Source organism: Roseofilum sp. (assembly GCF_982964205.1).
Window position 1 is genome coordinate 1 of sequence record NZ_CEZBFX010000083.1, and the last position, 21,707, is coordinate 21,707.

Here is a 21,707-nt window from a genome sequence, read left to right on the forward strand (position 1 = left end):
GTTTGCCCACTCTCAACTTCTGTGATCTTCGCTGTGTTGTCACGGCTGTAGGTGGTGAGGTAGCGTCCATCGGGAGAAAAGGCTGCTCCCCTGACCCAATCCTCGTGAGTAATAGTGTGCAGGGTTTGACCACTCTCAAATTCTGTGATCTTCGCTGTGTTGTCATTGCTGTAGGTGGTGAGGTAGCGTCCATCGGGAGAAAAGGCTGCTCCCCTGACCCAATCCTCGTGAGTAATAGTGTGGAGGGTTTGACCACTCTCAACTTCTGTGATCTTCACTGTGTTGTCAGTGCTGCGAGTGGCCAGGTAGCGTCCGTCGGGAGACAAGGCTACTCCCCTAGCGGCAACTCCCCTGACCCCAGCCAGGTAAGTAATCTTATTCTGCTCCCTGATGGTGTGGCTAATCTGTTGCAATGCCGAAATGGGAGTATAGGCGGCATACTCAGTGATGGGCTGATTTACCACTTGAGGATACAACTCTTGAGCCGTTTGTAGTGCAGAAACTAGAGATTCTAACTGCTGACCATTTTCAAATTGCTGCATAGCTCTAACACCTAACCGTTCCCATCGAATGGTGTCTAGGGCCAATTTGCGCTCTACCCTAGCTTGACGAACCAACCCAACTGTCCCAGCAATAATCAGAACCGAAGCCACAGAAGTCAACCCCAATAGCAAAGCACTCCGCCGTACTTTCTTCTCAATCTCAGCTAAACTGCGTTCGGCTCTCTCCCGCTTCCCTTGCTCCCGCTCCAGTTTCTCCTGCAACTGTTGCAGTTCCGGTGCTTGCTCTCGCACATAGCGCACCAAATAATCATGCACCAACTGATAGCCCGCTTCCCCTCGCTCCTCTATCAACAGCACCAACCCAGAACCCACCAAAATCTTCAGCACCAGGGATAAGTCTGCCTCCTCTATCTTTTCTTGTAACTCCCGTTTAAGTTCCTCTTCCGTCTTCACCGGACGGCGCAAGTCTTCATCCGTCAACAAAAACAACACCCAATACGCCGATCGCTCATGTTCTGTGCCACAATCTTCAACAACCGTCTGAATATAACGCCGCACCAGCTCCGTTTTCGGCTCCAACACCCCCTCATACAGCCGCTCATACTCCTCCAACCGCGTAATATAACTGTCCTCCAACTGACTGCCCACAATCTGCAACTCAATCGGAATCACCTCTTCCCCTTCTCCCGCCAAATCCTCCACCAGTCGCTCCAAGAGTTCCTCTTCTGGATGAAAACTCGTCTTCTCCGTCAACCGCCGAATAATCTCCACCGCCTCATCCGGCCGAAAATAAGACAACGGATAGCAATTCTCTCGACTGAGCAAATCCCCCACCCGTGGCAGTTCCCGCTCCTCAAACAAATAATGAATAAAATCCTGGCGAATCGAAATCACAATTTGCAGCCCTGGACACCGCTCCAACCCCTCCGCCAGCAACCCAAACAGGGGCCTGCGCTCCCCCCTTGTGCCAAACTCAAAGAAAAACTCCTCAAACTGATCAAAAATCAACACAATCCGCTCATAACCCCCCTCAGCCGCTCGCCAAACCCGCAACAAATCCCCCTCAGTCCATGACGTGCCCTGAGCGAAGTCGAAGGGCTGTTCCCTGAGCGGAGTCGAAGGGAACAACCCTAACCCAAACCGCTCCAACTGCTCCCCAATCTGCCCTTGCCAATCCCCATACCGCCGCAACACAATCGGAATAATCCGGTCTCGATGCACCTTCTCTTCCAGCGCCGGAACCAACCCCGCTTGAATCAACGAACTCTTCCCCACCCCCGAATACCCATAAATCGCCGTCACCGCATGACTCGTATCCAACACCCGCTCCACCAATTGCTTAACCGCCTCCTCTCTCCCCGCCGCCCGAATTTCCGTCGCCACTCCCCGTTGCTGGGGTCTGCATGTCAATCGACTCGCCCCCACAAACCCGCGAAAATTATACTCAAACTCCGCCGTCCGTAACTCCCGCTTCACCTCATAGGCTTCCAGATACTCTTTTTGCTCAAACAACAACACGCTCAACAACTCCAACGCTTCCACATGCAGCCTCGGCGCACGCTCTCCCCCCGACTCCCGCACCCTCTGCAACTGCTCAATGGCAGCATCCCTCTCTCCCCGACGGCAATAAACTTTCGCCAAAATCAACCGCGACAGCACCACATAATATTGATTCGAGTCTTCATTTGCCGCTTCCTGCAATACCTTCTCGCTCCACTGCTCTGCTTCCTCCCACCGCTCCTGCTCAAACGCCACCTCTGCTAACACCGAATAATCCCGCAACCGATAACGCTTCGGCCATTTCTCCTCATCTTCATGGAACGGAATCACCTGACGCGCCAACTGTGCGAACAAGTCCCAATGCTCCAAATACCGCAAAATTCCCAACCAGCGATGAAACGTCCTCGCCATATTCTCCAGCGTTCCCGCTTCTTCCCACAGCGCCAACGTGCGCTGCACATACCCATACGCCACCTGCCACTCTGAACCCTTGCGCCGTTGTTCCTCTCTCAGTTCCTTAAATAACTTCGGCGGCACAAACTGCACATTCTCCCTCGTCAGAAACGCCTTCCGAAAGTAGACATACGCCAAATGACTGTACACATAGCCTTGTTGCTCTAGATTTCCCTGCTCTTGCCACATCTCCAGCGCCGCTTGATAATGCCCAATAGCTTCCTCAATCTGGCGATTATCTCCATAAGGCACAGCAGCCAACCCCAACAACATTTCCAGATGCGCTCTCCCTTCAGCGCTCAGGGTTGCTCCCTCCTCTTCAATATCCCGTTGCACCGCCTCCAGTGCCATTGCCAGTTCTTTTGCGTCTTGCGGAGAAATCACCCCATCTTGAAAACATTCCACCCGCTCCCCTAACCACCCATTCAATTCTGCTGAAGGCAGCCGAAACTGATAGTGACTTGCCCAACTGGCCAAATCAGGAGCCGATTTCAGCAACGTTTTCAAGACTCCCTGATTCACCCAAAACACCATCGGCACAGGAAACTCCCCCTTCAGAGACTCCCGCACCTGATTCACCGAAGCCAAGAGTTTCTCCAATTGCTCGACTTGCTCCAAACCGGTTACCATGATTGCCTCATCGTTTCCTGCCGATGTTTCCCGGTGCAGCGCATTCAACAAAGAAGTCTCCCCATCCTGCAATCTCACCACCTTGATGTGTAAGGCTGACATCTTCACCAACTCATCCATCAACACCTGCTGCAAATCGCCATAATTACAGCAAGCAATCATCAGCGCAAACTCACCGCTAGAGGCTTCTAGCGTCCAGTTGAGGTCATCTAGACTATCCAGATTTTCGGGACTTATCATCATAATGAATAATTAAATAATAAATGTCGAAAGTGAGAGCCAGAAACCCGGTTTCTTGGAGAAACCGGGTTTCTCGGCCACCTATAATTGCTCTGCGCCTTGCAAAATGGGGTTGATGTCAAACCAAGAAACTCCATCTTCTTGATACTCGAATACTAAACGAGAATGGATTAACTTATCGTGATTTTCATCGCCGCTCACCTGCTGAGTCTGTTGTACTTGTCGCAAGAGTTCCCATTCAGCATCATCAATCTGCAACATCATATTACTGCGTCGCTGACGAATGACAAATTCTAAACTTTCACGGGTGAGTTTCCCCTTTTTCCGGTCTTTGGAAATCCACTCGGTTAACAGTTGCAGTAATTCCCGAACATGACCACCACTGGTACGACAAACATAATTGAGAGTCGAGCTATCTTCAAAGATTTCTGTAACTTTATTCAGTCGTTCTTCTTCACTCAAATCCGGAAAAGCTCTGGCTAAAACCATTTGCCTCATTTTCTCCATGCCTTGAGGACAATCTTGGCGATTTTTATCTTTAAGTCGTACCATAGGCAAGAGTTTCGGCGAGTCGGGATAGCGAGCCATTAAACGGCCATATTCATCACAAAATCGCAAGGCTAAGGGCATGGTATAGACCATGTGGCATTGGAATTTTTGCAGAAATTCGGCTTGATCGATAAACAGGTATTCTTGTTGGGGACGATCCCAAGATTTCCGGGTGGCATCAATCCGGTCTAAGTTATCGACAATAATCACTAATCCTTGCTTGTTTTGTTGTTTTAAGAGTTCAATGGCAGGCTGAATGAGTTCTTTGTTAATCGCTTGGATTAATTCATTTTTTTGCGGCCCTAAAAATTGATTCAGCTTCTGTCTCAGTTGAGTGTCCCCTTTGGCTTTGGCGGTGATTTTGCCAATGCCTACGCCTAATGAAAAGCCTTCTGAATTGGCCTTAACGCCGACTTGAGGCAGGGTTTCACTTTTGGGAATACCAACTTCTACTTCTGTGAGATTAAATTCAGTTTGCAATAGGTCTGTGGTTCGGGTTAACAACCCCCGTAGTCCTTGCGCTGGGGGAAGTTGTAGTTCTTCGAGTCCCTGGGAAATTCGACGGGCGATCGCCAATAATACATCGCCAATATCCACATCTGCTAATTCTAAGTCTTCACTCGACGCAAAATAAATGGTATAAAATCCCGCCTCTTCCAGTTCCGCTCTCAGCTTCAACAATTCCGTCGATTTACCGCAGCCAATATGTCCAGTAAACAAATTACAGGTAGGTTCATCGGGATAGACCTCCGTGATATGCTCGAATAACTCGGTAATGACCGTATCGCCCCTAACCTGAGTAAAATCAATATAGAGCTTTCTTTCTTCCGGTTTGCTCACATCAATCGTATCGCTAGGGCGAGATGCTTTGAGAAACCGAATAAAATCAAAAGGCACGGATGGACGGGTCATGGTCTAATAGAGTGAGTGGTATCGATCGGAACAAGTGTTTTACAAGTATTTTAATGGCTACGGTATCCGAAATGGGCGATCGCCATCCCCCAATCCCTCGATCTCCCGATCTCTTCCATCAGAAAATCAGATTAAATTTCTTATGCTAATTTGTTAAGAAAACCTTAAAATAAAATTAGGTATCCAAATGTAGGCTATTCAAGGAAAGGGTCAAACCCAGTCGATTCTCTTGTCTCTTGTCTCTTGCCTATTCCCCATTCCCTATTCCTTTTTTTAATCTGAGCTACCCTAAATTCAGACAAACCAAACTAACAACGTGATACCGCATACTACCCCCATCGAACCTATGGAGCTTGATGTTTTGAATCCCAATCATGCTGATAAACCCCAGGAAGCTTGTGGTGTGTTTGGCGTATATGCCCCCTCAGAAGAGGTGTCCAAACTCACCTATTTTGGTCTTTATGCCCTCCAACATCGGGGACAAGAATCCGCAGGCATTGCTACCTTTAGCAATAGACAAGTGAATCACCATAAAGATATGGGCTTAGTCTCCCAAGTCTTTAATGAATCAATCCTCAATCGTTTAGTGGGGGAAAGTGCGGTAGGTCATGTCCGCTATTCCACAACTGGCTCCTCACGGGCGGCTAATGCCCAACCAGCGATCGTAGAGACCCGACTAGGGTCTCTCGCTCTAGCACATAATGGCAATATTGTCAATGTTGTGGAACTGCGGGAAAAACTTACCCAAAACGATCGTACGTTTGTGACCACAACAGACTCAGAAATGATTGCCTTGGCCATGGCCACAGAAGTAGATCGAGGTAAAGATTGGTTAGATGGGGCAATCTCGGCGTTTAACTATTGCCAAGGAGCCTATAGTTTAGTCATTGGCACACCGGACGGTATTATGGGAGTTCGCGACCCCCATGGCATCCGGCCCCTAGTGATTGGTACATTGGGACAAAATCCCTGTCAGTATGTGTTGGCTTCAGAAACTTGTGCCCTAGATATTATTGGTGCGGAATATTTGCGGGATGTCGAACCCGGTGAACTGGTTTGGATCACCGAAGAAGGGTTAGCCTCCTTCCATTGGACTCAAAAACCCCAACCCAAACTCTGTATTTTTGAGATGATTTACTTCTCTCGTCCCGATAGTGTAGTCGAGGAAGAGACCATCTATACCTATCGCAAACGGTTGGGTCATTATTTAGCCAAAGAGTCCTTTACGGATGCCGATTTAGTGATTGGTGTACCCGATTCAGGAATTCCAGCGGCGATCGGATTTTCGGAAGTGTCCGGTATTCCCTTTGCCGAAGGGTTAATTAAAAACCGATATGTGGGTCGCACATTTATTCAACCCACCCAAGCAATGCGCGAATCTGGGATTCGCATGAAACTTAACCCCCTCAAAGATGTCCTCTCTGGAAAACGGATTATTTTAGTCGATGACTCTATTGTGCGGGGAACCACCAGCAAGAAACTGGTCAAAGCTATCCGCGATGCAGGAGCAACAGAAGTTCATATGCGAATTTCCTCCCCTCCTGTCACTCATCCCTGTTTCTACGGCATTGACACCGACAATCAAGATCAACTCATTGCCGCAACTAAATCTGTAGATGACATTTGCCAACAAATTGGTGTAGATTCTTTAGCTTACCTGAGTTGGGACGCTATGCATCACGCCACAGGAGATCATCAAAGTAACTTCTGTTCTGCTTGCTTCACTGGCAATTATCCCATCGCCATCCCTGAACCCCTGAAACGCTCCAAACTCATGCTCGAAACCAGTCCTTCCTAATGGCCTAGGGTGCGTTATTTGTGAAAATAACGCACTCTAATCTTACTGGGAAATTCACGGATATCATTCCCCAGAATTCATGATAGTGATTTCATAAAGTTTTACACTGTAACTCTTGCTAAACCTAAAAAATTGAATAAGATAGAAGGCACATCAAAGCGTTAATCGATTCATTAATCACCATGAAGGCTTTACCGAAATTCGTGAGTAAAAACCTAGCCAAAATTCCACTACGGACGGTTTTAGTGCTTCCCTTTGTGATTCAACTTTGTACCACTGTTGGGCTAGTAAGTTATCTTTCCTATCGCAATGGTCAGAAAGCCGTCAACAATCTTGCTACACAATTGCAAGGTGAAATTACGAATCGAATTGAACAGCATTTAGAACATTACCGAGAAACTCCAATTCTAATCAATAAAATTAATGAAGATGCAATAAAACTGGGGAAATTGAGCTTAGATGATGTAGAATCCATGGCTCGTTTTTTTTGGCAAGAACATCAATGGGTAAGCACAGCCAGTAATATTTGCATGGGAATAGACTTGGGAGGACGGTATGCTGGAGCCATTTTAGATAAAGATGGTTTAGTTAAAATAGATATCTTAGATCCAGCGATCGATCCTCATGTTAAACGCTATATTCTCAATCCTGATACTAATCAACTTGAACTAGAAGGTCTCAACAACCTAGGTTACGACCCTCGAGCTAGACCTTGGTACCAAGATGCCGTAGCCGCCGGACAATCAATTTGGAGTCAAATTTATATTACCAAACATGATGCAGAGTTGGTCATTGCCAATAGTTTTCCCATCTACGATCGGCAGAACCAATTGTTAGGAGTTTTATCGGTTAACACGGTCCTCAGACAAGTCAACGATTTCCTCCAGGAATTAGAAGTGGGTAAAACGGGAGAAACATTTATCATAGAAGCTGATGGTATGTTAGTGTCCAGCTCTACAACCGAAAAACCCTTTAAGTTAGTTGATGGAGAGCAAACCAGAATTTCGGTAACTGAAAGTCAGAATGCATTGGTTCAAGCAACTGCTGCATACTTGGAAGAATATCTGACAACAAATACTATTAATATGTCCCAACAACTGGAATTTCAGTTTGAGAATGAACGGCACTTTGTGAAGGTTAGTCGTCTTCAGGATGAGCAAGGTTTAGATTGGCTGATTGTAGTTACCAGTCCAGAAGCAGATTTTATAGAACAAATCAAGAAAAATAACCTCTATACATTGGGATTGAGTATTGCCGCTCTATTGGGTAGTATACTGACGGGTTTAATTACGGCTCGTTGGGTAACGGAACCCATTTTATCCCTCAAAGAGGCAGCCCAAGCTTTGTCCGAAGGGAAATTTAATGAACCCGTTAATATTGACCGGAAAGATGAATTGGGAGTTTTGGGACGAGCGTTCAATAATATGGCAGCTCAATTGAAAGAATCTTATGCCAATTTAGAAGCTTCTGAAAAGCGAGTGAAACAAATTTTAGAAGCGGTTCCAGTCGGTATTGCACTGTATGAAGTGAGCGGTCAGCCCTCTTATTTTAATCGCAGAGGAAAACAAATTCTGAATCAAGATCAGCGATTGAGTGCAGAGACGATAGAACTTTCTCGAGAATATAACGTTTATCTGGCAGGAACGGATCGTTCTTGTCCACAGGAGCAATTACCATCCATGTTAGCTCTGCAAGGAGAAACTGTTTATATCGAAGATCTAGAACTACATGAGAGAGGGCTAGTGATTCCCATGGAGGTTTGGGCTACCCCAATTTTTGATGAAGAAGGACAGATAATTTATGCAATTACAGCATTCCAGGATATTAGAGATCGAAAACAAGCAGAATTAGAAAGAAAGCGTTTTATTCAAGAGTTAGAGATTAAAAATCAAGAATTACATCGACTTGACGAAATTAAAAATGATTTCTTGGCTAATACGTCTCATGAGTTGCGAACTCCTCTCAATGGAATTATTGGAATTGCGGAATCCTTGATGGGGAATCCCAATAATGCTCTGTCTGAAATAACCCATAAAAATTTGTCCTTAATTGTCGCTAGCGGACGACGATTGGCGAACTTGATTAATGATATTTTGGATTTCTCGAAACTTAGGTACAAAGAGATACAACTGCAAATCAATCCAGTGAGCTTGAGTGTGATTGTTGAGGTCATACTGGCCATTAGTCAAACGCTAATTGTTAACAAAGATCTAAAGTTAATTAATGAAATTGCTTGGGATCTTCCTCAGGTGGATGCGGATGAAAATCGATTGCAACAAATTATGCATAATTTGATTGGTAATGCGATCAAATTTACAGATACAGGTGAAATTAAAGTCTCAGCAGAAATCGATCAAAATTCTATCGATCGCGCTCAGATCGTGGTAACGGTTAGTGATACGGGTATCGGTATTCCAGCCGATAAATTAGACCGAATTTTTGAATCTTTTGAACAAGCAGATAGCTCGACCGATAGACAATATAGTGGTACAGGCTTAGGACTAGCGATTACTAAGAAATTAGTAGAGTTACATGGAGGTGAGATTAGGGTTGAATCAGAAGTGGGGGTAGGCTCTCAATTTAAGTTTACTTTGCCGATTTCTGCACAGCAAGAGAGTTCCGAGCGATCTCAGATGCAAGAAGTCAGCTCTTTAGCTGTAGTCAATCCAAAGATATCCTTAGCAACCGATCGAGATCAACCCGACTTAGAACTTTCAGATCGGGGAAATAACTGGACGATTTTAGTGGTGGATGATGAACCTGTAAATTTGCAGGTTCTGGTGAATTATCTTAGCCCTTATAGTTATCGCGTGATTCAAGCAAATAATGGACAACAAGCTCTCGATCTGATCGACTCAGAGAATAAACCTGATTTGATGTTACTGGATGTGATGATGCCTCGGATGACCGGATATGAAGTTTGTGAAAAACTGAGGGAAACCTATGGTTTGGATGAGTTGCCTATTTTGCTGCTAACAGCTAAAAATCAAATCACGGATGTTGTTACTGGTTTGGAAGCCGGGGCAAATGATTATTTAACTAAGCCCATACATCAAAAAGAACTTTTGGCTAGGATTAGAACTCAAATTCAGTTATGCCAACTCCAAACCCTGCGCGTCTTGTCTGATGAATATAGGAAAAAAGCAGAAGAATTAGAGGATGCGTTGAAAGAATTGAGACAAACACAGGCTCAACTTATTCAAACTGAAAAGATGTCGAGTTTAGGAAAGTTGGTTGCTGGGATTGCTCATGAAATTAATAATCCAGCTAATTTTATTATGGGGAATCTCAATTGTACTCAAGAATATGTGGATGACTTGATGGATTTGATTGGTTTATATCAGGATAACTGTCGGAATTCTACTCCAGAAATATTACAGCGATCGGAGGAGATCGATCTGGATTTCATGAAAAAAGACTTCCCAGATGTGATTAAGTCCATGAAATATGGGATCGATCGAATTAGTAATATTGTCAAGTCTTTGAAGAATTTTTCTCACTTGGATCAGTCAAACCAAAAAGAGGTTGATATCCATGAAGGGCTGGATAGCACGTTGGTTATGGTTGAAAATAGATTGAATGGAATTCAGGTGATTAAAAAATATGCTAAATTGCCTTTTGTTGAGTGTTATCCCGGTTTGTTAAACCAAGTCTTCCTGAATTTACTCAATAATGCTATTGATGCGTTAGAAGGTTATGGTGAAGCGCCCCGAATTACTATTGCAACTCAAGGTTTAACTAATGGTAAAATCCAAATTCGGATTGCTGATAATGGGCTGGGGATTGCTCCGGAGAATATGAAGCGAATATTCGATCCATTTTTTACAACTAAAGAGGTCGGATCGGGGACGGGTTTGGGTTTATCCACCAGTTATTCCATTATTGTCGATCAGCATGGCGGTCAATTGTCTTGTGAATCAGAATTGGGGAAAGGAACTGAGTTTATGATTGAGATTCCGGAAAAATTGAGTGAATAAAGATGCTTGGGGGGAGTTGTATAATGTCAGATCGCATAACTTACGGACTTTGGAGCAGCCGTTATGGGTGAGTCGTTACCCACGAAGAAAGCAAAACCCCCTCAACTGGCGATCGCCTCAACGATCTGCTTAGTTTGGCTAATGACTATGGGCATCATTGCCACGATCTGGAACTTGGGCGAGATCGGTTTGGTGGATGAAACTGAACCCCTGTTTGCTGAAGCAGCCCGGCAAATGACGGTGACGGGGGATTGGATCACGCCCTATTTTAATGGCGAAACTCGGTTTGATAAGCCGCCTCTGATCTATTGGGCGATCGCCCTCTGTTATCAGGCGATTGGCGTGAACCCTTGGGCAGTGCGCCTACCTTCGGCTCTAGCTGCAATATTCCTGGGCTGGTTTGGATTTTACACCCTGCGGCGCTTTGGAGGCTCCCCAGGACAAACCCAACCCTTTGCGATCGCCGGTTGCATTGGTGGAACGGCGATCGTGATGAATGTGCAAACCATTGCCTGGGCAAGGATGGGAGTCTCGGACATGCTCCTGAGTGCCGGCATTGGTTCTGCCCTCTTGGCCTTCTTCTTTGCCTACGCAACTCCAGAACGGCAAGCTAAACAACGCTGGTATCAAGCCTTTTATGCCTTCTGTGCCCTCGCTGTCCTCACGAAAGGCCCCGTGGGTATAGTCCTGCCCGGCTTAATCATTGTCTGCTTTTTAGCCTACATGGGCAACCTGAAGCTGGTCTTAGGGGAAATGAACTTGAAAGGGGGCGTTCTTCTGTTTTTTGCCCTCACCCTCCCCTGGTATATCCTCGTCACTTGGGCGAATGGTTGGGACTACATCAACTCCTTTTTTGGCTATCACAACATCGAGCGCTTTACCAGCGTCGTTAATAACCACTCCGCGCCCTGGTATTTCTACATTCCCACTATTTTCGTCGGCTTTTTCCCCTGGTCGGTTTATCTTCCCATCGCCCTCTTCAAAACCCGATTTTGGCAGCGTCGCGCCTGGTTGCGGCAACCCCGCAGCCAGCATTTACGCATCTTTGCCTTTTTCTGGTTTATCTGCATTTTTGGCTTCTTCACCATTGCCGTCACCAAACTTCCCAGCTACGTCCTCCCCCTGATGCCAGCCTGCGGTATTCTCGTTGCTCTGGTTTGGAGCGAACCGGAAGCTGGCAACTCGAAACGCTTCAACCCTGGACTTTTCTGGAGCGGTGTTGCCAATATCATCCTCTGTTTAGCCCTGGCAACCTTTGCCCCTTTCGCTACTCCTGCCCTAGGTAACGACCCCGCCATGCCTAACTTGGGGACAACCTTACAGGAATTGGGTTTTCTCCTGCAATTTACAGGGCATTATACGATTCTGGCGATCGTCTTATTTATTGCACTACTGGGCAAATGGTGGCGCGGGTTATGGACCGTTAATGCGATCGCTTTTGCCGCCTTTATGATCTTTATCGTTACCCCCATGACCGAGATCGTGGATCAACAGCGACAACTCCCCCTGCGCGAACTCGCCCAAACTGTCACCCAAACCCAACAACCGAGCGAACCCCTGGTGATGATCGGTTTTTGGAAACCCAGCCTTACCTTCTATACCGAAAACACTTTCATCTACGGCCATCATTCTCAACAATCTCTTGTTACCCTCGGCAACTTGATCCAAGACCCAGAAACTCCTGAAACTTTGCTCATTTTAGGAGAACTAAAAAACTTCACTAGCATGGAATTTGAACCCCAACAGTATGAAGTTTTAGATCAACAAGGGGTCTATCAACTGGTGCGAATCAGTAAAGAGGAAGTGATTAATACACTCAACAAGAATATCCAAAAAGCCAGCATCTTAATGCATAAGAGTTGATTCCCGAAGTCGTTGAAAGTGCCTAACAGCAAGAGGTTCACTAAAATACTAAGTTGTTCCCAATCAAGGCTAAAACCATTGATATATAAGGATTCCAGCCTTTTTAAGATTTCCTTTAGGAATCAGCTCTTATGGTTCTTTGATTCGTTTAATGATTCGTCGATTAGCTACTTAAGATTTCCTTTAGGAATCAGCTCTCAAGCGTTGCTTGATCGCTTCTGGTTTTTCTTCCAATGTTCCTGTTTCCGTTGCTGATGCTTCAGTCATAGATCCTCTGGTCTGAGAACTCCAATATTGCCTATGATAAGGGACAACGATGTGGAAAGGTAGGCGATCGCCAATGGGTCAGCGCAAAACAACACACATAAGACGATGGATGGGTCGGGCACTTTTGAGTATCATCACAGTGGCTCTAGTTGCTCTTACTGCATCTTCTCAAACGACGCAACGCTCCAGTTATTCCCTCAGTCTTGAAGCACCATTTAATCAGGTTGGGTTCTATCCTACGGTGCAACCCATTGCTGCTCCCTACTATCGCAGCACAGGAGAATGGTTAGGACGGTTAATTTTACCCTCTACTGAAGAGTTGAACACCGTTATTCCCAATTCGTCTATTGCGGATTGGGCTTGGATAGAGCTGTATCATACACCACTAGAGGCGAAAGCTTGGCAAGGGAAAACCGTGCGCTTAGAATGGCAGGATACTCCCCGGATTGCTGAGTATGTCAACATCGTGACCACAGATGTCAACCTGAGCGATCGCGCCCTAGAAAACTATAATCAAGGCAATGTCATCCCCACCCGTCTCCAGGGTCGCACCCAAGTTGGGCCCCTCCAGTCCCTCGCTGGAGCGCGTCCCCAAGACGATCTAATTGTCCGTTTAAATGAAGTTAAGTTCATTCCCAACAGTCCCAACTCGGCAATTTTACAAACAGCCCTAGAACCGATTCAAGTCACGGGACGCTTTTACGGGTTAGTGAAAATTCTAGAACCTCTTCCCTCAACTTGTGCAGATGATGAACCTTGTCGGACACAGTGGTATAAAGTTAAACACTACAATTCAGAAACTGGAGAATTTAACGGCCCAGAAGGAACAGTCCGCATTCCCCAACAGCCTCTAGATAATAATGGCCGCTGGTTATCCACTCCTGAAGGCATCGAAAAGTCCCCTGCGGGCGATCGAGGATGGTATATTTACGGAGCTAGAGACGAACAGGGACAATTGATCGTACAAGGGATTAGGCCGCGATCGCTCTTTGAACTCTACCCCGATCGTATCTTGTTGGGCAGCCAAAACGGTCTCGACTATATTCAACACTACAATTGGAAAGACACTCAAGAACGCAAAGGAACAACCCAAAGTCTCCTCATCTCTCCGACAGCTACCCGTCCAGAACAAGCCGTGCAATACTGGAACGAAGGAGAGTCTGCGATCGTTATGCATCTCTTTGGCGGAATTGGAGGCGAAAACGGAGAACCCATTAGTGCCGGAACCGTAACCGGTCATTTTGCCTACGGAATTGCCCAAGTTGTCCGTGACCCCTTCACCCAAGAACTACAATTTGACATTCTCTATCAGCAAGTTTACGCCCATAATCCAAACGGCATTATTTCCGGAACCCATACTTGGACAAACTACATGGGAAATCTGCAACGCGGATGGTTAGGAACTCGCCCTGTTTCCGATGTAGTCATTAAACTTGATGCCTTAACCCAGGACTATAATTTTGACGGTGAAATCATCTCACCCATCCGCGAATTTTGGATACAACTCCAAGTCATGATGGCCCGGTATCGCACAGGGGATGGAACCGGAGTAGCAGAAGTCACTCCAGCCACCTCCTGCGTTCAAGATTCCAGTCAAGCCCTCTACATTACCATCGAACAAATTAAACAACAAATCCTCAACAATCCCAAAATTGTCACTTGGTTACGCGCTCATCCCAATGACCCCCAAACCCAACGTTTATCTCAATTAGTTGAATTAGGAGAAAATATAGCCAAAACCCTTGCTCCTCAAGGGGTTGTTCGGGAAGATTGGAAACAAAATGCCCAGTTTTTATCTGGTGTAAACGCTCGTAATGGATTTGTGACGGATCAAGATTTATTAAATGCTCTGTTAAGTTGGCAAACCTTACTTCCACGCTCTGCTTATGACCAAATGGCCAAAGTTTTTCTCGACGAAGGAGGGCAACTTTGGTTTTTGCGCACCAATCAAGTGGGGGGATGGGATAGCAGCATAGAACCCATTGCTCCTACCGGAATTTTAGGTCAATTTCCCATTATTTCCACCCTTGCGGGTCGGATTTTGCTCTCGTTAGGACGGCCAGAATGGCGAGATTGGAGCATCCTAATTTTAATGTTAGCTTTATATGCATTGATCGCCCTAGTTGTAGCCTGGAGTTATAGTTTTTGGCAATGGGTCAATGGAGAGTCTTTTCAGCAATCCTGGCATCAGGTTTGGTCATCTTTCCTCGCTCAGGGCAATTCTGTACCAAGCTTCTGGAAAGGATTGACCCTTTTAATCATTCCAGTAGCCCTAGAAGAATTCATTTTCCGTGTTTTATTAGTTCCCCATCCCACCGACTGGATTTCAAAACAAGAATGGTGGTTATTCGCCTTAGTCAGTTTAATTATTTATCTGTTCTATAAGGTGATTAGGGTTTGTTTAGGCTCTAAAGTCCCGTTAAAACTTGTGCCGGTTGTCTTACTCTTGAGTGGCACATTGGGATCAATTTGTATTCTCACCTATGGTCTGACGGGTTCATTTTGGGTGATTTGGGTGTTGCATGGATTGATTGAATTGAATCCTTTAGAGCCTATTTATAAAGTATAGTTGATTCGATATTCGCAATAACTGATAGCGCTTTCTTTAAAAAACTGTAGGGGCGAAATTTCTTTCGCCCCTACTTCAGGAATTTATGGGTCGCCCGGGATTCGAACCCGGAACTAATCGGTTAAAAGCCGAGTACTCTACCGTTGAGTTAGCGACCCATGGTAAGACAACCAAACCTTAACTAACCTAGCACAAGATTTTGGTAAAAGTCAATCCCTAGAGCAAATTTTTTCGCGCCTAGGCTCAAGGACGGTAGACCGGTAGGGTAAAGTGGAAGCAACTGCCCTGATTGTCCAGAGATTCGACCCAAATTTGCCCGTAATGAGCGAGAATAATGCGCTGACAGAGGGACAGACCGATACCATAGCCTTCTTTAGTGCGATCGCGCTCTAAGCGAAACCGATCTTCAAAAATCTTTTCCTGTTTTTCTGGCGGAATCCCCGGTCCCGTATCACAAAGACTCACCTGAATCTTTTGAGTCGTGCGGTGCAGAATAGAGAGTTTGATTGAACCTTTGGGAGGTGTATATTTAATTGCATTATCCAATAAATTAGTCATCACTTGGTGAATCCGCTCCGAATCCGCATAGACCAGAGGTAAATCTTGAGGCACATCCGTTTCCAGATTCAGGGACTTGTACTGCAATCGCTCATCAAAATTCTTTAAAACTCTCATAAACAAAGGTTTCAGATCTATTTTCTCTGGGTGAACCTGGATTTGCGTATTACTTCCCTTGGCCACTTGCAGAATATCCGTAATCATCCGGTCAATCGCTTTAATTTGCGTACGAGCATGTTTAAGCAATTGAGTCGTTAACGTGGCGGTAAACCGGGAAGCGCGCCCATCGTCTGCACTATAGCCAATTTCCAAGGTTTCAACAGCTAAAGCCGCCGCCGTTAAAGGATTGCGCAGATCGTGGGCTAACATAGCGATAATCCGGTCTTTAAACTGTAATTGCTCCTTTAGCTCCACCGTCTCTTGACGCAGACGAAAAATTTCATCCGATAAGCGGATCAGTTCAGCAGAATGGGCGATCGAGGAACTCAGCTTGCAAGAATCTGAATCGAGCAATTCTTCCTGCTCTAAATATTCTTCAACCGACTGCACCCAGCGCGGCCACCAATTATCAATCAGATTAATCAAATTGCCCCCAGCTAAGGTTTGCTTCGGTTGGGGATGAATTTTAATTAAGGCCGGAGTAGCCACCACCTTAAAGTTTTCCGCCAGTTGGGGTTGCTCGCTCACATCCACCACCATTAGCTCAAAATCTAGATCTTCAGCAAGATTGCGAATATGACAACGAATTTGTCGAATTTGCTCTCCTGCATAGGGACGCTTATCAACAAATAAGAGCAGTTGAAGAGGGGGATTGGGTTTGAGGGGCTGTTCGGGAGCGGCCTGCATAGTGAGGGACAAAAATGACCAACCTTTAGATTTACTTAAGAGTCTAATCGATATATCTACTAAATGCGGTAAATTGGCTTGATTTTAGAGCATGGAGGCGAGATAACCCAACTTAACAACACGCAATATCATAAGAGACAGCGGTTCGGTATGATGGGTTTCTTAGGCTCAATCAACGTATAGTTAGTACACACAAGTTCCATGACCGCTGTCCTCGCAATTAATAATTCCCATAAACTCTCTTCGCCTCGTTTAGAGATGCCTCCCCGTCTGCTATTGGGTGCGGGGCCATCCAATGCTGACCCAAGGGTGATTGAGGCCATGAGTCGTCCCCAAGTCGGTCACTTAGATCCTTCTTTCCTCAAGTTGATGGGGGAGATCCAAGAGTTATTGCGCTATACCTTTCAGACGGATAATAGCTTAACAATTCCTGTCAGTGGAACCGGTAGCGCAGCCATGGAAACCACGTTTGCGAATACGATAGAACCCAATGACGTGGTTTTGGTGGCTGTTAAGGGCTATTTTGGTCGCCGTATGGTGGATATGGCTGGCCGGTATGGAGCGGATGTACGGCAAATTAACAAGCCTTGGGGAGAAGCATTTTCCCTCGAAGAATTGCGGTCTGCTCTTGCTACCCACCGTCCTGCAATTTTGGGTATCGTCCATGCAGAAACTTCAACAGGTGTTCGTCAACCCTTGGAAGGTGTTGGAGATTTGTGCCGTGAGTTTGGCTGTTTGCTGGTTGTAGATACAGTGACTAGCTTGGGTTGTTTCCCCTTATTTATTGACGATTGGAAAATTGATTTAGCCTATAGCTGTAGCCAAAAAGGTTTAAGTTGCCCTCCTGGAGCATCTCCTCTCACCATGAATCAACGGGCTTTGGATAAGATCCATAATCGGCAAACCAAAGTGGCCAATTGGTATTTGGATGTTTCCTTGGTGAGCAAGTATTGGGGTAAGGAACGCACCTATCACCATACGGCTCCGATTAATATGAATTATGCTCTCTATGAGGCTCTGTGTTTGGTGGCTGAAGAAGGGTTAGAGTCCCGATGGGAACGCCATCAGAAGAATGCACAAATGCTCTGGGATGGGTTGGCTGATTTGGGATTGGCTTGTCATGTACCCAAGGAGTTGCGGTTACCGACGCTGACGACGGTTCGGGTTCCGGATGGAGTGCAAGAAGCTGAAATTCGTCAGCAATTACTGAATAACTATAATATTGAGATTAGTGGCGGTTTGGGTGATTTGGCGGGCAAGGTTTGGCGTATTGGTTTAATGGGCCATAATAGTCGTCCGGAGAGTATTGAACGGCTGTTCAGTGCTTTGGGTGAGTTGTTGCCGAAGAATTAATCAGGGTTAATTGCTGAAAGCTTTTTCTAGGGGCGAAGGGTATTTCGCCCCTAACCACACATTGCGTTTGTCGTTTTTGCGATCGATGGCTGATTTAAAAGAGTATTTAGAGTGGGTTTCATCCCAAAGTTTAGAAGTAAGAAAGGATTGGTATTCATCAGTTGCTGAAGTTTACGATCGCACTCGACCTCGGTATCCGAAAAGTTTACTCGATCGCGCCCTAGACTGGGGTGTTTTATCTGCTCAGTCACGGGTGTTGGAAATTGGATGCGGGCCCGGAACCCTGACGTTTGATTTGGCAGAAATCACGGATTTAATTGTAGCACTCGAGCCTAGCTTTGCTGCGTATGAATTAGCGCGGAAAAAAAGTGAGGCGTTTGCTCATGTGCGGTTAGTGAATTCCTCGTTTGAAGAGTGGGATCGCCAGGGAGCAACCTTTGATGCAGTGGTTGCCGCCTGCTCTTTTCATTGGATTTCCCCAGAAGAGCGCGATCGCCAGATCGTCGAATGTTTGCAACCCAATGGGTCACTGATTTTACTCTGGAATACGCCACCTAGACCCGAACCGAAAGTGTGCGCTATTCTAGATCGGGTCTATGAGCATTACGATCCCTCCCTCGGTCATTTCGATCGCTTAGACGATCATAAGCAGCGTTTAGCTCAGTTAGAAGAAACATTAAGTCGTTCTCAGGTGTTCGATCATCTCCGCTGCGATCGCGTGATGTGCGATCGCCAATATACCATTGACAGCTATCTGGGTTTGTTAAGCACTTTATCGCCCTATCTCATGTTAGAGGGTCAAGAGCGCGATCGGCTCTTCCAAGACATACAAAAGGCTTTACACGATCGAGGAATACAAGAGTTTCTAACCTCCTACCTCTCGGTCATTCAAACTGTAACAATTAGAAATTAAGGGCACTTCTATTGATCCCTTTTCTTTCTCTTGCGGTCGCGATCGCTGTATCCCCTATAGACAGAGACATTTGCCAAGGCGAAAAAATAGTTTTCCAAGAGGTGACTCAACCCTAGATTGGCTATAGGGAAAATGGAAAGGTTACGGTCTCATCTTCCATATTTACCTTACCAGTATTCTCCGTTCTGTTTCCTTTGACTAGCAAACTAACGTTAAATGGAACCTCTTGGACAGATTGTTGACAGCGAGAAAAAAACGTAACTTTAGCGACATAATCTCCCGCAGGTGCTCCCCCTGTGGGCCAAAACACATTTTCCACAGGATTTACAGTTGTTTCCTCACAGTTTGCATTAGAGTCAACATCTAATTCGCCTCCGGATGCTACGCGGGTATTGCTATATAATACTTCGTCGCCACTAGGGTCGATAACTGATAAATCCAAATCGTCAGTTGTGGCCCATTTTAAAGTTACTTGTACATCTCCCGTACCTAAAATTTGCTCGCTTCCTGAGCACATCGTCGATAAATTGGTAACCTCTCCTTGGTTATTGACCATAAAACAGCCGGTGTGTTCTTGGGACAATACACGATTGTGGCCGCTCAACAATAATACCAGGAAAACAGCAGCGATCGCCAAAGTTAAACTTTTAGTGAGTTTCATTTTCATTGCTGATATTAAGATTAGGATGCCAAATTCTGCCACAGCATTAAGGAGATGCTATGGAAGGATTGCCGTAAGTAATTGTATTGATTGTAATGGATTATTCGGATTTGATATACTATTAAATCTTTTTTTTAAGTTTGAGTTTCTAGTTGATATAACTCCTGGGGAGCAACCGCACCTTTTTCCGTAATAATAGCCGCGATCAACTCCGCCGGGGTGACATCAAAAGCCGGGTTATAATACTCTACCCCTTCAGGGGTAATGCGTGTTTCGCCCACTTGAGCCACTTCTTGACTATCGCGTTCCTCAATCGGAATTTCTCCCCCATCGGCTAACTTAAAATCCACCGTAGACAGGGGAGCCGCCACATAAAAGGGGATATTATGGGCTTTAGCCGCCAAAGCCACACTATAGGTTCCAATTTTATTCGCGGTATCGCCATTGGCGCTAATGCGATCTGCCCCCACGACTACCGCGTGAATCATGCCTTGTTGCATACAATGGGCCGCCATATTATCCGTAATTACCGTAACCGGGATGCCTTCTTGCACGCATTCCCAAGCAGTCAGTTTTGCCCCTTGTAACCGGGGACGGGTTTCATCGGCATACACCCGATTTAAACGCCCATTTTCCCAGGCACTCCTGACGACACCCAATGCTGTTCCATATCCGGCTGTCGCCAAAGCGCCCGCGTTGCAGTGAGTGAGGAGATTTAACCGCTCTGGAGTTTCTGGTAATACGCTAACCCCATGTTTGCCTATTTCCTGACAAGTCTGTAGATCGTCGGCTTGGATCTCTTGAGCCGTTTCTAATAATTTAGCCTGAATCTCTCCCACAGAACTGGATGTACTTCTTGCTGTCTCTAACATCCGTTCAATTGCCCAAAACAAATTGACTGCCGTAGGGCGAGTTTGTCGTAGCATTTCGGCGATCTCTTCAAGTTGCTTCAGAAACTCCGTAGAATCTCTGGTTTCAATTTCTTTGGCTCCTAATGCCATGCCATAAGCGGCCGAAACGCCGATAGCAGGCGCTCCCCGAACAATCATCGTTTTAATCGCCCGCGCCATCTGGGTAGAATCATTAATCGAGACTGTCGTATATTCTCCAGGTAAACGAGTTTGATCGATTAGAATCACGCATTGATTTTCCCGATCCCAACGGACAGGATAGACGGCAGTATGGGAGAGCATGACAATATTATTCACAATCCATTGACCTCTCTATCATACTGGGGAATCGGCAAAAGTTCGCCTAGGTTTACTGCTTACTCCCTATTGCCTAGTCTGATAGTGTATTGAGTTACAATCTGGGTTCCCCTACTGATCAAAAATGGAAAGTTAGACTGATCTCAACCCGACTCATTCAGCTCAAGACGGTGATACCCTTCCTTTCTATGAAACCTCGAATTATCGTTTGTGGTCTTGGACGCACTGGTTATACTATTTATTCCCTTCTCAGACAACAAGGAGCTACGGTGATTGGCATCTCTACTGAACCGCGTGCTGGCGAACAGGCCAATATCGTGGTGGGGGACTTGCGTTCAGCCTCTACTCTGATGAAATCTGGAATAGTCGAAGCCCATACCTTGGTGATTGCCAGTAATGATGATGCTGAGAATTTGCCATTTTAGTGCAAGCGCGGATCTTGAATCCCCAGATTCAGGTGATTAATCGCTTGTTTAATACTAACTTAGGCGATCGCTTAGATCGAACGCTACCCCAGCACACCACCATGAGCGTCTCTTCCCTCGCTGCACCGGTATTCATGTTTGCTGCCTTTGGCAATCATGCCATTGGCCAACTGAAACTCTACAATCAAACTTGGCCAATTTATGAGGAATATATTGATACTAATCATCCTTGGCTAGGCATGAGTCTGACGGCTTTATGGGAAAATCCCCATCGAATGCTGATTTACTATCTGCCTCACCATGGCAAAACCGATTTAGTTTCTGGGGTATTGCAAGAGCGAGAGTTACAAATTGGCGATCGCCTCATTCTAGCCACAGAACCGAGTCCTAAAAAATTCCAAATCTCTGCGATCTCTAAAATAGGTAAGTTCGTTCTAAGTACAGGACAAAAAACGGAGAGAGTCGAGAAAAGCGGGGAACTG

The 21,707-nt window shown here is 45.8% G+C and carries 11 protein-coding genes, 1 tRNA gene and 1 pseudogene; 7 read left to right on the forward strand and 6 right to left on the reverse strand.

From position 1 onward, the window contains the following. Both AC3A14_RS17640 and AC3A14_RS17645 read right to left on the reverse strand, forming a co-directional pair. A partial coding sequence (locus AC3A14_RS17640) for an nSTAND1 domain-containing NTPase (protein ID WP_487779085.1) occupies window positions 1-3,329 on the reverse strand: 3,329 nt, incomplete at its 3' end. Between the two features lie 78 nt (window positions 3,330-3,407). Continuing rightward, complete coding sequence (locus AC3A14_RS17645) at window positions 3,408-4,787, reverse strand: P-loop NTPase fold protein (RefSeq protein WP_318735080.1); 1,380 nt, start codon at window positions 4,785-4,787, stop codon at window positions 3,408-3,410. 346 nt (window positions 4,788-5,133) lie between these two features. Here AC3A14_RS17645 and purF point away from each other — a divergent pair, with 346 nt between their 5' ends. The 4 genes from purF to AC3A14_RS17665 all read left to right on the forward strand — a co-directional run bounded on the left by purF (window position 5,134) and on the right by AC3A14_RS17665 (window position 15,261). Then, entirely contained in the window at window positions 5,134-6,585 is a 1,452-nt protein-coding gene (purF, locus tag AC3A14_RS17650; protein ID WP_318735082.1) for an amidophosphoribosyltransferase, read from the forward strand. A gap of 182 nt (window positions 6,586-6,767) precedes the next feature. Continuing rightward, window positions 6,768-10,562: an ATP-binding protein gene (locus tag AC3A14_RS17655; protein ID WP_318735084.1), complete on the forward strand. Its 3,795-nt coding sequence runs from the start codon at window positions 6,768-6,770 to the stop codon at window positions 10,560-10,562. Window positions 10,563-10,625: 63 nt separating this feature from the next. Next, window positions 10,626-12,425: an ArnT family glycosyltransferase gene (locus AC3A14_RS17660; RefSeq protein WP_318735086.1), complete on the forward strand. Its 1,800-nt coding sequence runs from the start codon at window positions 10,626-10,628 to the stop codon at window positions 12,423-12,425. Between the two features lie 316 nt (window positions 12,426-12,741). Next, window positions 12,742-15,261 carry a CPBP family glutamic-type intramembrane protease gene (locus AC3A14_RS17665; RefSeq protein WP_318735088.1) on the forward strand — a complete coding sequence of 840 codons (2,520 nt, stop codon included), beginning with the start codon at window positions 12,742-12,744 and terminating at the stop codon, window positions 15,259-15,261. Between the two features lie 86 nt (window positions 15,262-15,347). Here the strand turns inward: AC3A14_RS17665 and AC3A14_RS17670 are convergent. Both AC3A14_RS17670 and AC3A14_RS17675 read right to left on the reverse strand, forming a co-directional pair. Further along, window positions 15,348-15,419: transfer RNA gene (locus tag AC3A14_RS17670), tRNA-Lys, on the reverse strand. 85 nt (window positions 15,420-15,504) lie between these two features. Next, window positions 15,505-16,665: a histidine kinase gene (locus AC3A14_RS17675; RefSeq protein ID WP_318719059.1), complete on the reverse strand. Its 1,161-nt coding sequence runs from the start codon at window positions 16,663-16,665 to the stop codon at window positions 15,505-15,507. 201 nt (window positions 16,666-16,866) lie between these two features. On the opposite strand from AC3A14_RS17675, the gene AC3A14_RS17680 reads away from it, so the two are divergent. Both AC3A14_RS17680 and AC3A14_RS17685 read left to right on the forward strand, forming a co-directional pair. After that, on the forward strand, window positions 16,867-18,018 hold the full coding sequence (locus AC3A14_RS17680) for a pyridoxal-phosphate-dependent aminotransferase family protein (RefSeq protein WP_318735091.1): 1,152 nt from the start codon (window positions 16,867-16,869) through the stop codon (window positions 18,016-18,018). 85 nt (window positions 18,019-18,103) lie between these two features. Continuing rightward, a complete protein-coding gene (locus AC3A14_RS17685) occupies window positions 18,104-18,931 on the forward strand; it encodes a class I SAM-dependent methyltransferase (protein ID WP_318701381.1) in 828 nt (275 codons plus the stop codon). Between the two features lie 121 nt (window positions 18,932-19,052). Here AC3A14_RS17685 and AC3A14_RS17690 read toward each other — a convergent pair whose 3' ends face one another. After that, window positions 19,053-19,592 (reverse strand): DUF2135 domain-containing protein, encoded by a 540-nt coding sequence (locus AC3A14_RS17690; protein ID WP_318701382.1) that lies wholly within the window; start codon window positions 19,590-19,592, stop codon window positions 19,053-19,055. 134 nt (window positions 19,593-19,726) lie between these two features. Further along, window positions 19,727-20,785, reverse strand: coding sequence for an S-methyl-5-thioribose-1-phosphate isomerase (gene mtnA / locus AC3A14_RS17695; protein ID WP_413039174.1), 1,059 nt, complete (start codon window positions 20,783-20,785; stop codon window positions 19,727-19,729). 203 nt (window positions 20,786-20,988) lie between these two features. Between mtnA and AC3A14_RS17700 the strand changes: the two are divergent. Further along, a pseudogene (locus AC3A14_RS17700) lies at window positions 20,989-21,707 on the forward strand (potassium channel family protein); the annotation flags it as partial.

Excerpts from the sequence above, each read along its gene's own strand:
- mtnA (WP_413039174.1), bottom strand. The coding sequence starts at position 20,785 with ATGCTCTCCCATACTGCCGTCTATCCTGTCCGTTGGGATCGGGAAAAT.
- AC3A14_RS17660 (WP_318735086.1), top strand. The coding sequence starts at position 10,626 with ATGGGTGAGTCGTTACCCACGAAGAAAGCAAAACCCCCTCAACTGGCG.
- AC3A14_RS17665 (WP_318735088.1), top strand. The coding sequence starts at position 12,742 with ATGTGGAAAGGTAGGCGATCGCCAATGGGTCAGCGCAAAACAACACAC.
- AC3A14_RS17645 (WP_318735080.1), bottom strand. The coding sequence starts at position 4,787 with ATGACCCGTCCATCCGTGCCTTTTGATTTTATTCGGTTTCTCAAAGCA.
- purF (WP_318735082.1), top strand. The coding sequence starts at position 5,134 with ATGGAGCTTGATGTTTTGAATCCCAATCATGCTGATAAACCCCAGGAA.
- AC3A14_RS17675 (WP_318719059.1), bottom strand. The coding sequence starts at position 16,665 with ATGCAGGCCGCTCCCGAACAGCCCCTCAAACCCAATCCCCCTCTTCAA.
- AC3A14_RS17685 (WP_318701381.1), top strand. The coding sequence starts at position 18,104 with ATGGCTGATTTAAAAGAGTATTTAGAGTGGGTTTCATCCCAAAGTTTA.
- AC3A14_RS17680 (WP_318735091.1), top strand. The coding sequence starts at position 16,867 with ATGACCGCTGTCCTCGCAATTAATAATTCCCATAAACTCTCTTCGCCT.
- AC3A14_RS17690 (WP_318701382.1), bottom strand. The coding sequence starts at position 19,592 with ATGAAACTCACTAAAAGTTTAACTTTGGCGATCGCTGCTGTTTTCCTG.
- AC3A14_RS17655 (WP_318735084.1), top strand. The coding sequence starts at position 6,768 with ATGAAGGCTTTACCGAAATTCGTGAGTAAAAACCTAGCCAAAATTCCA.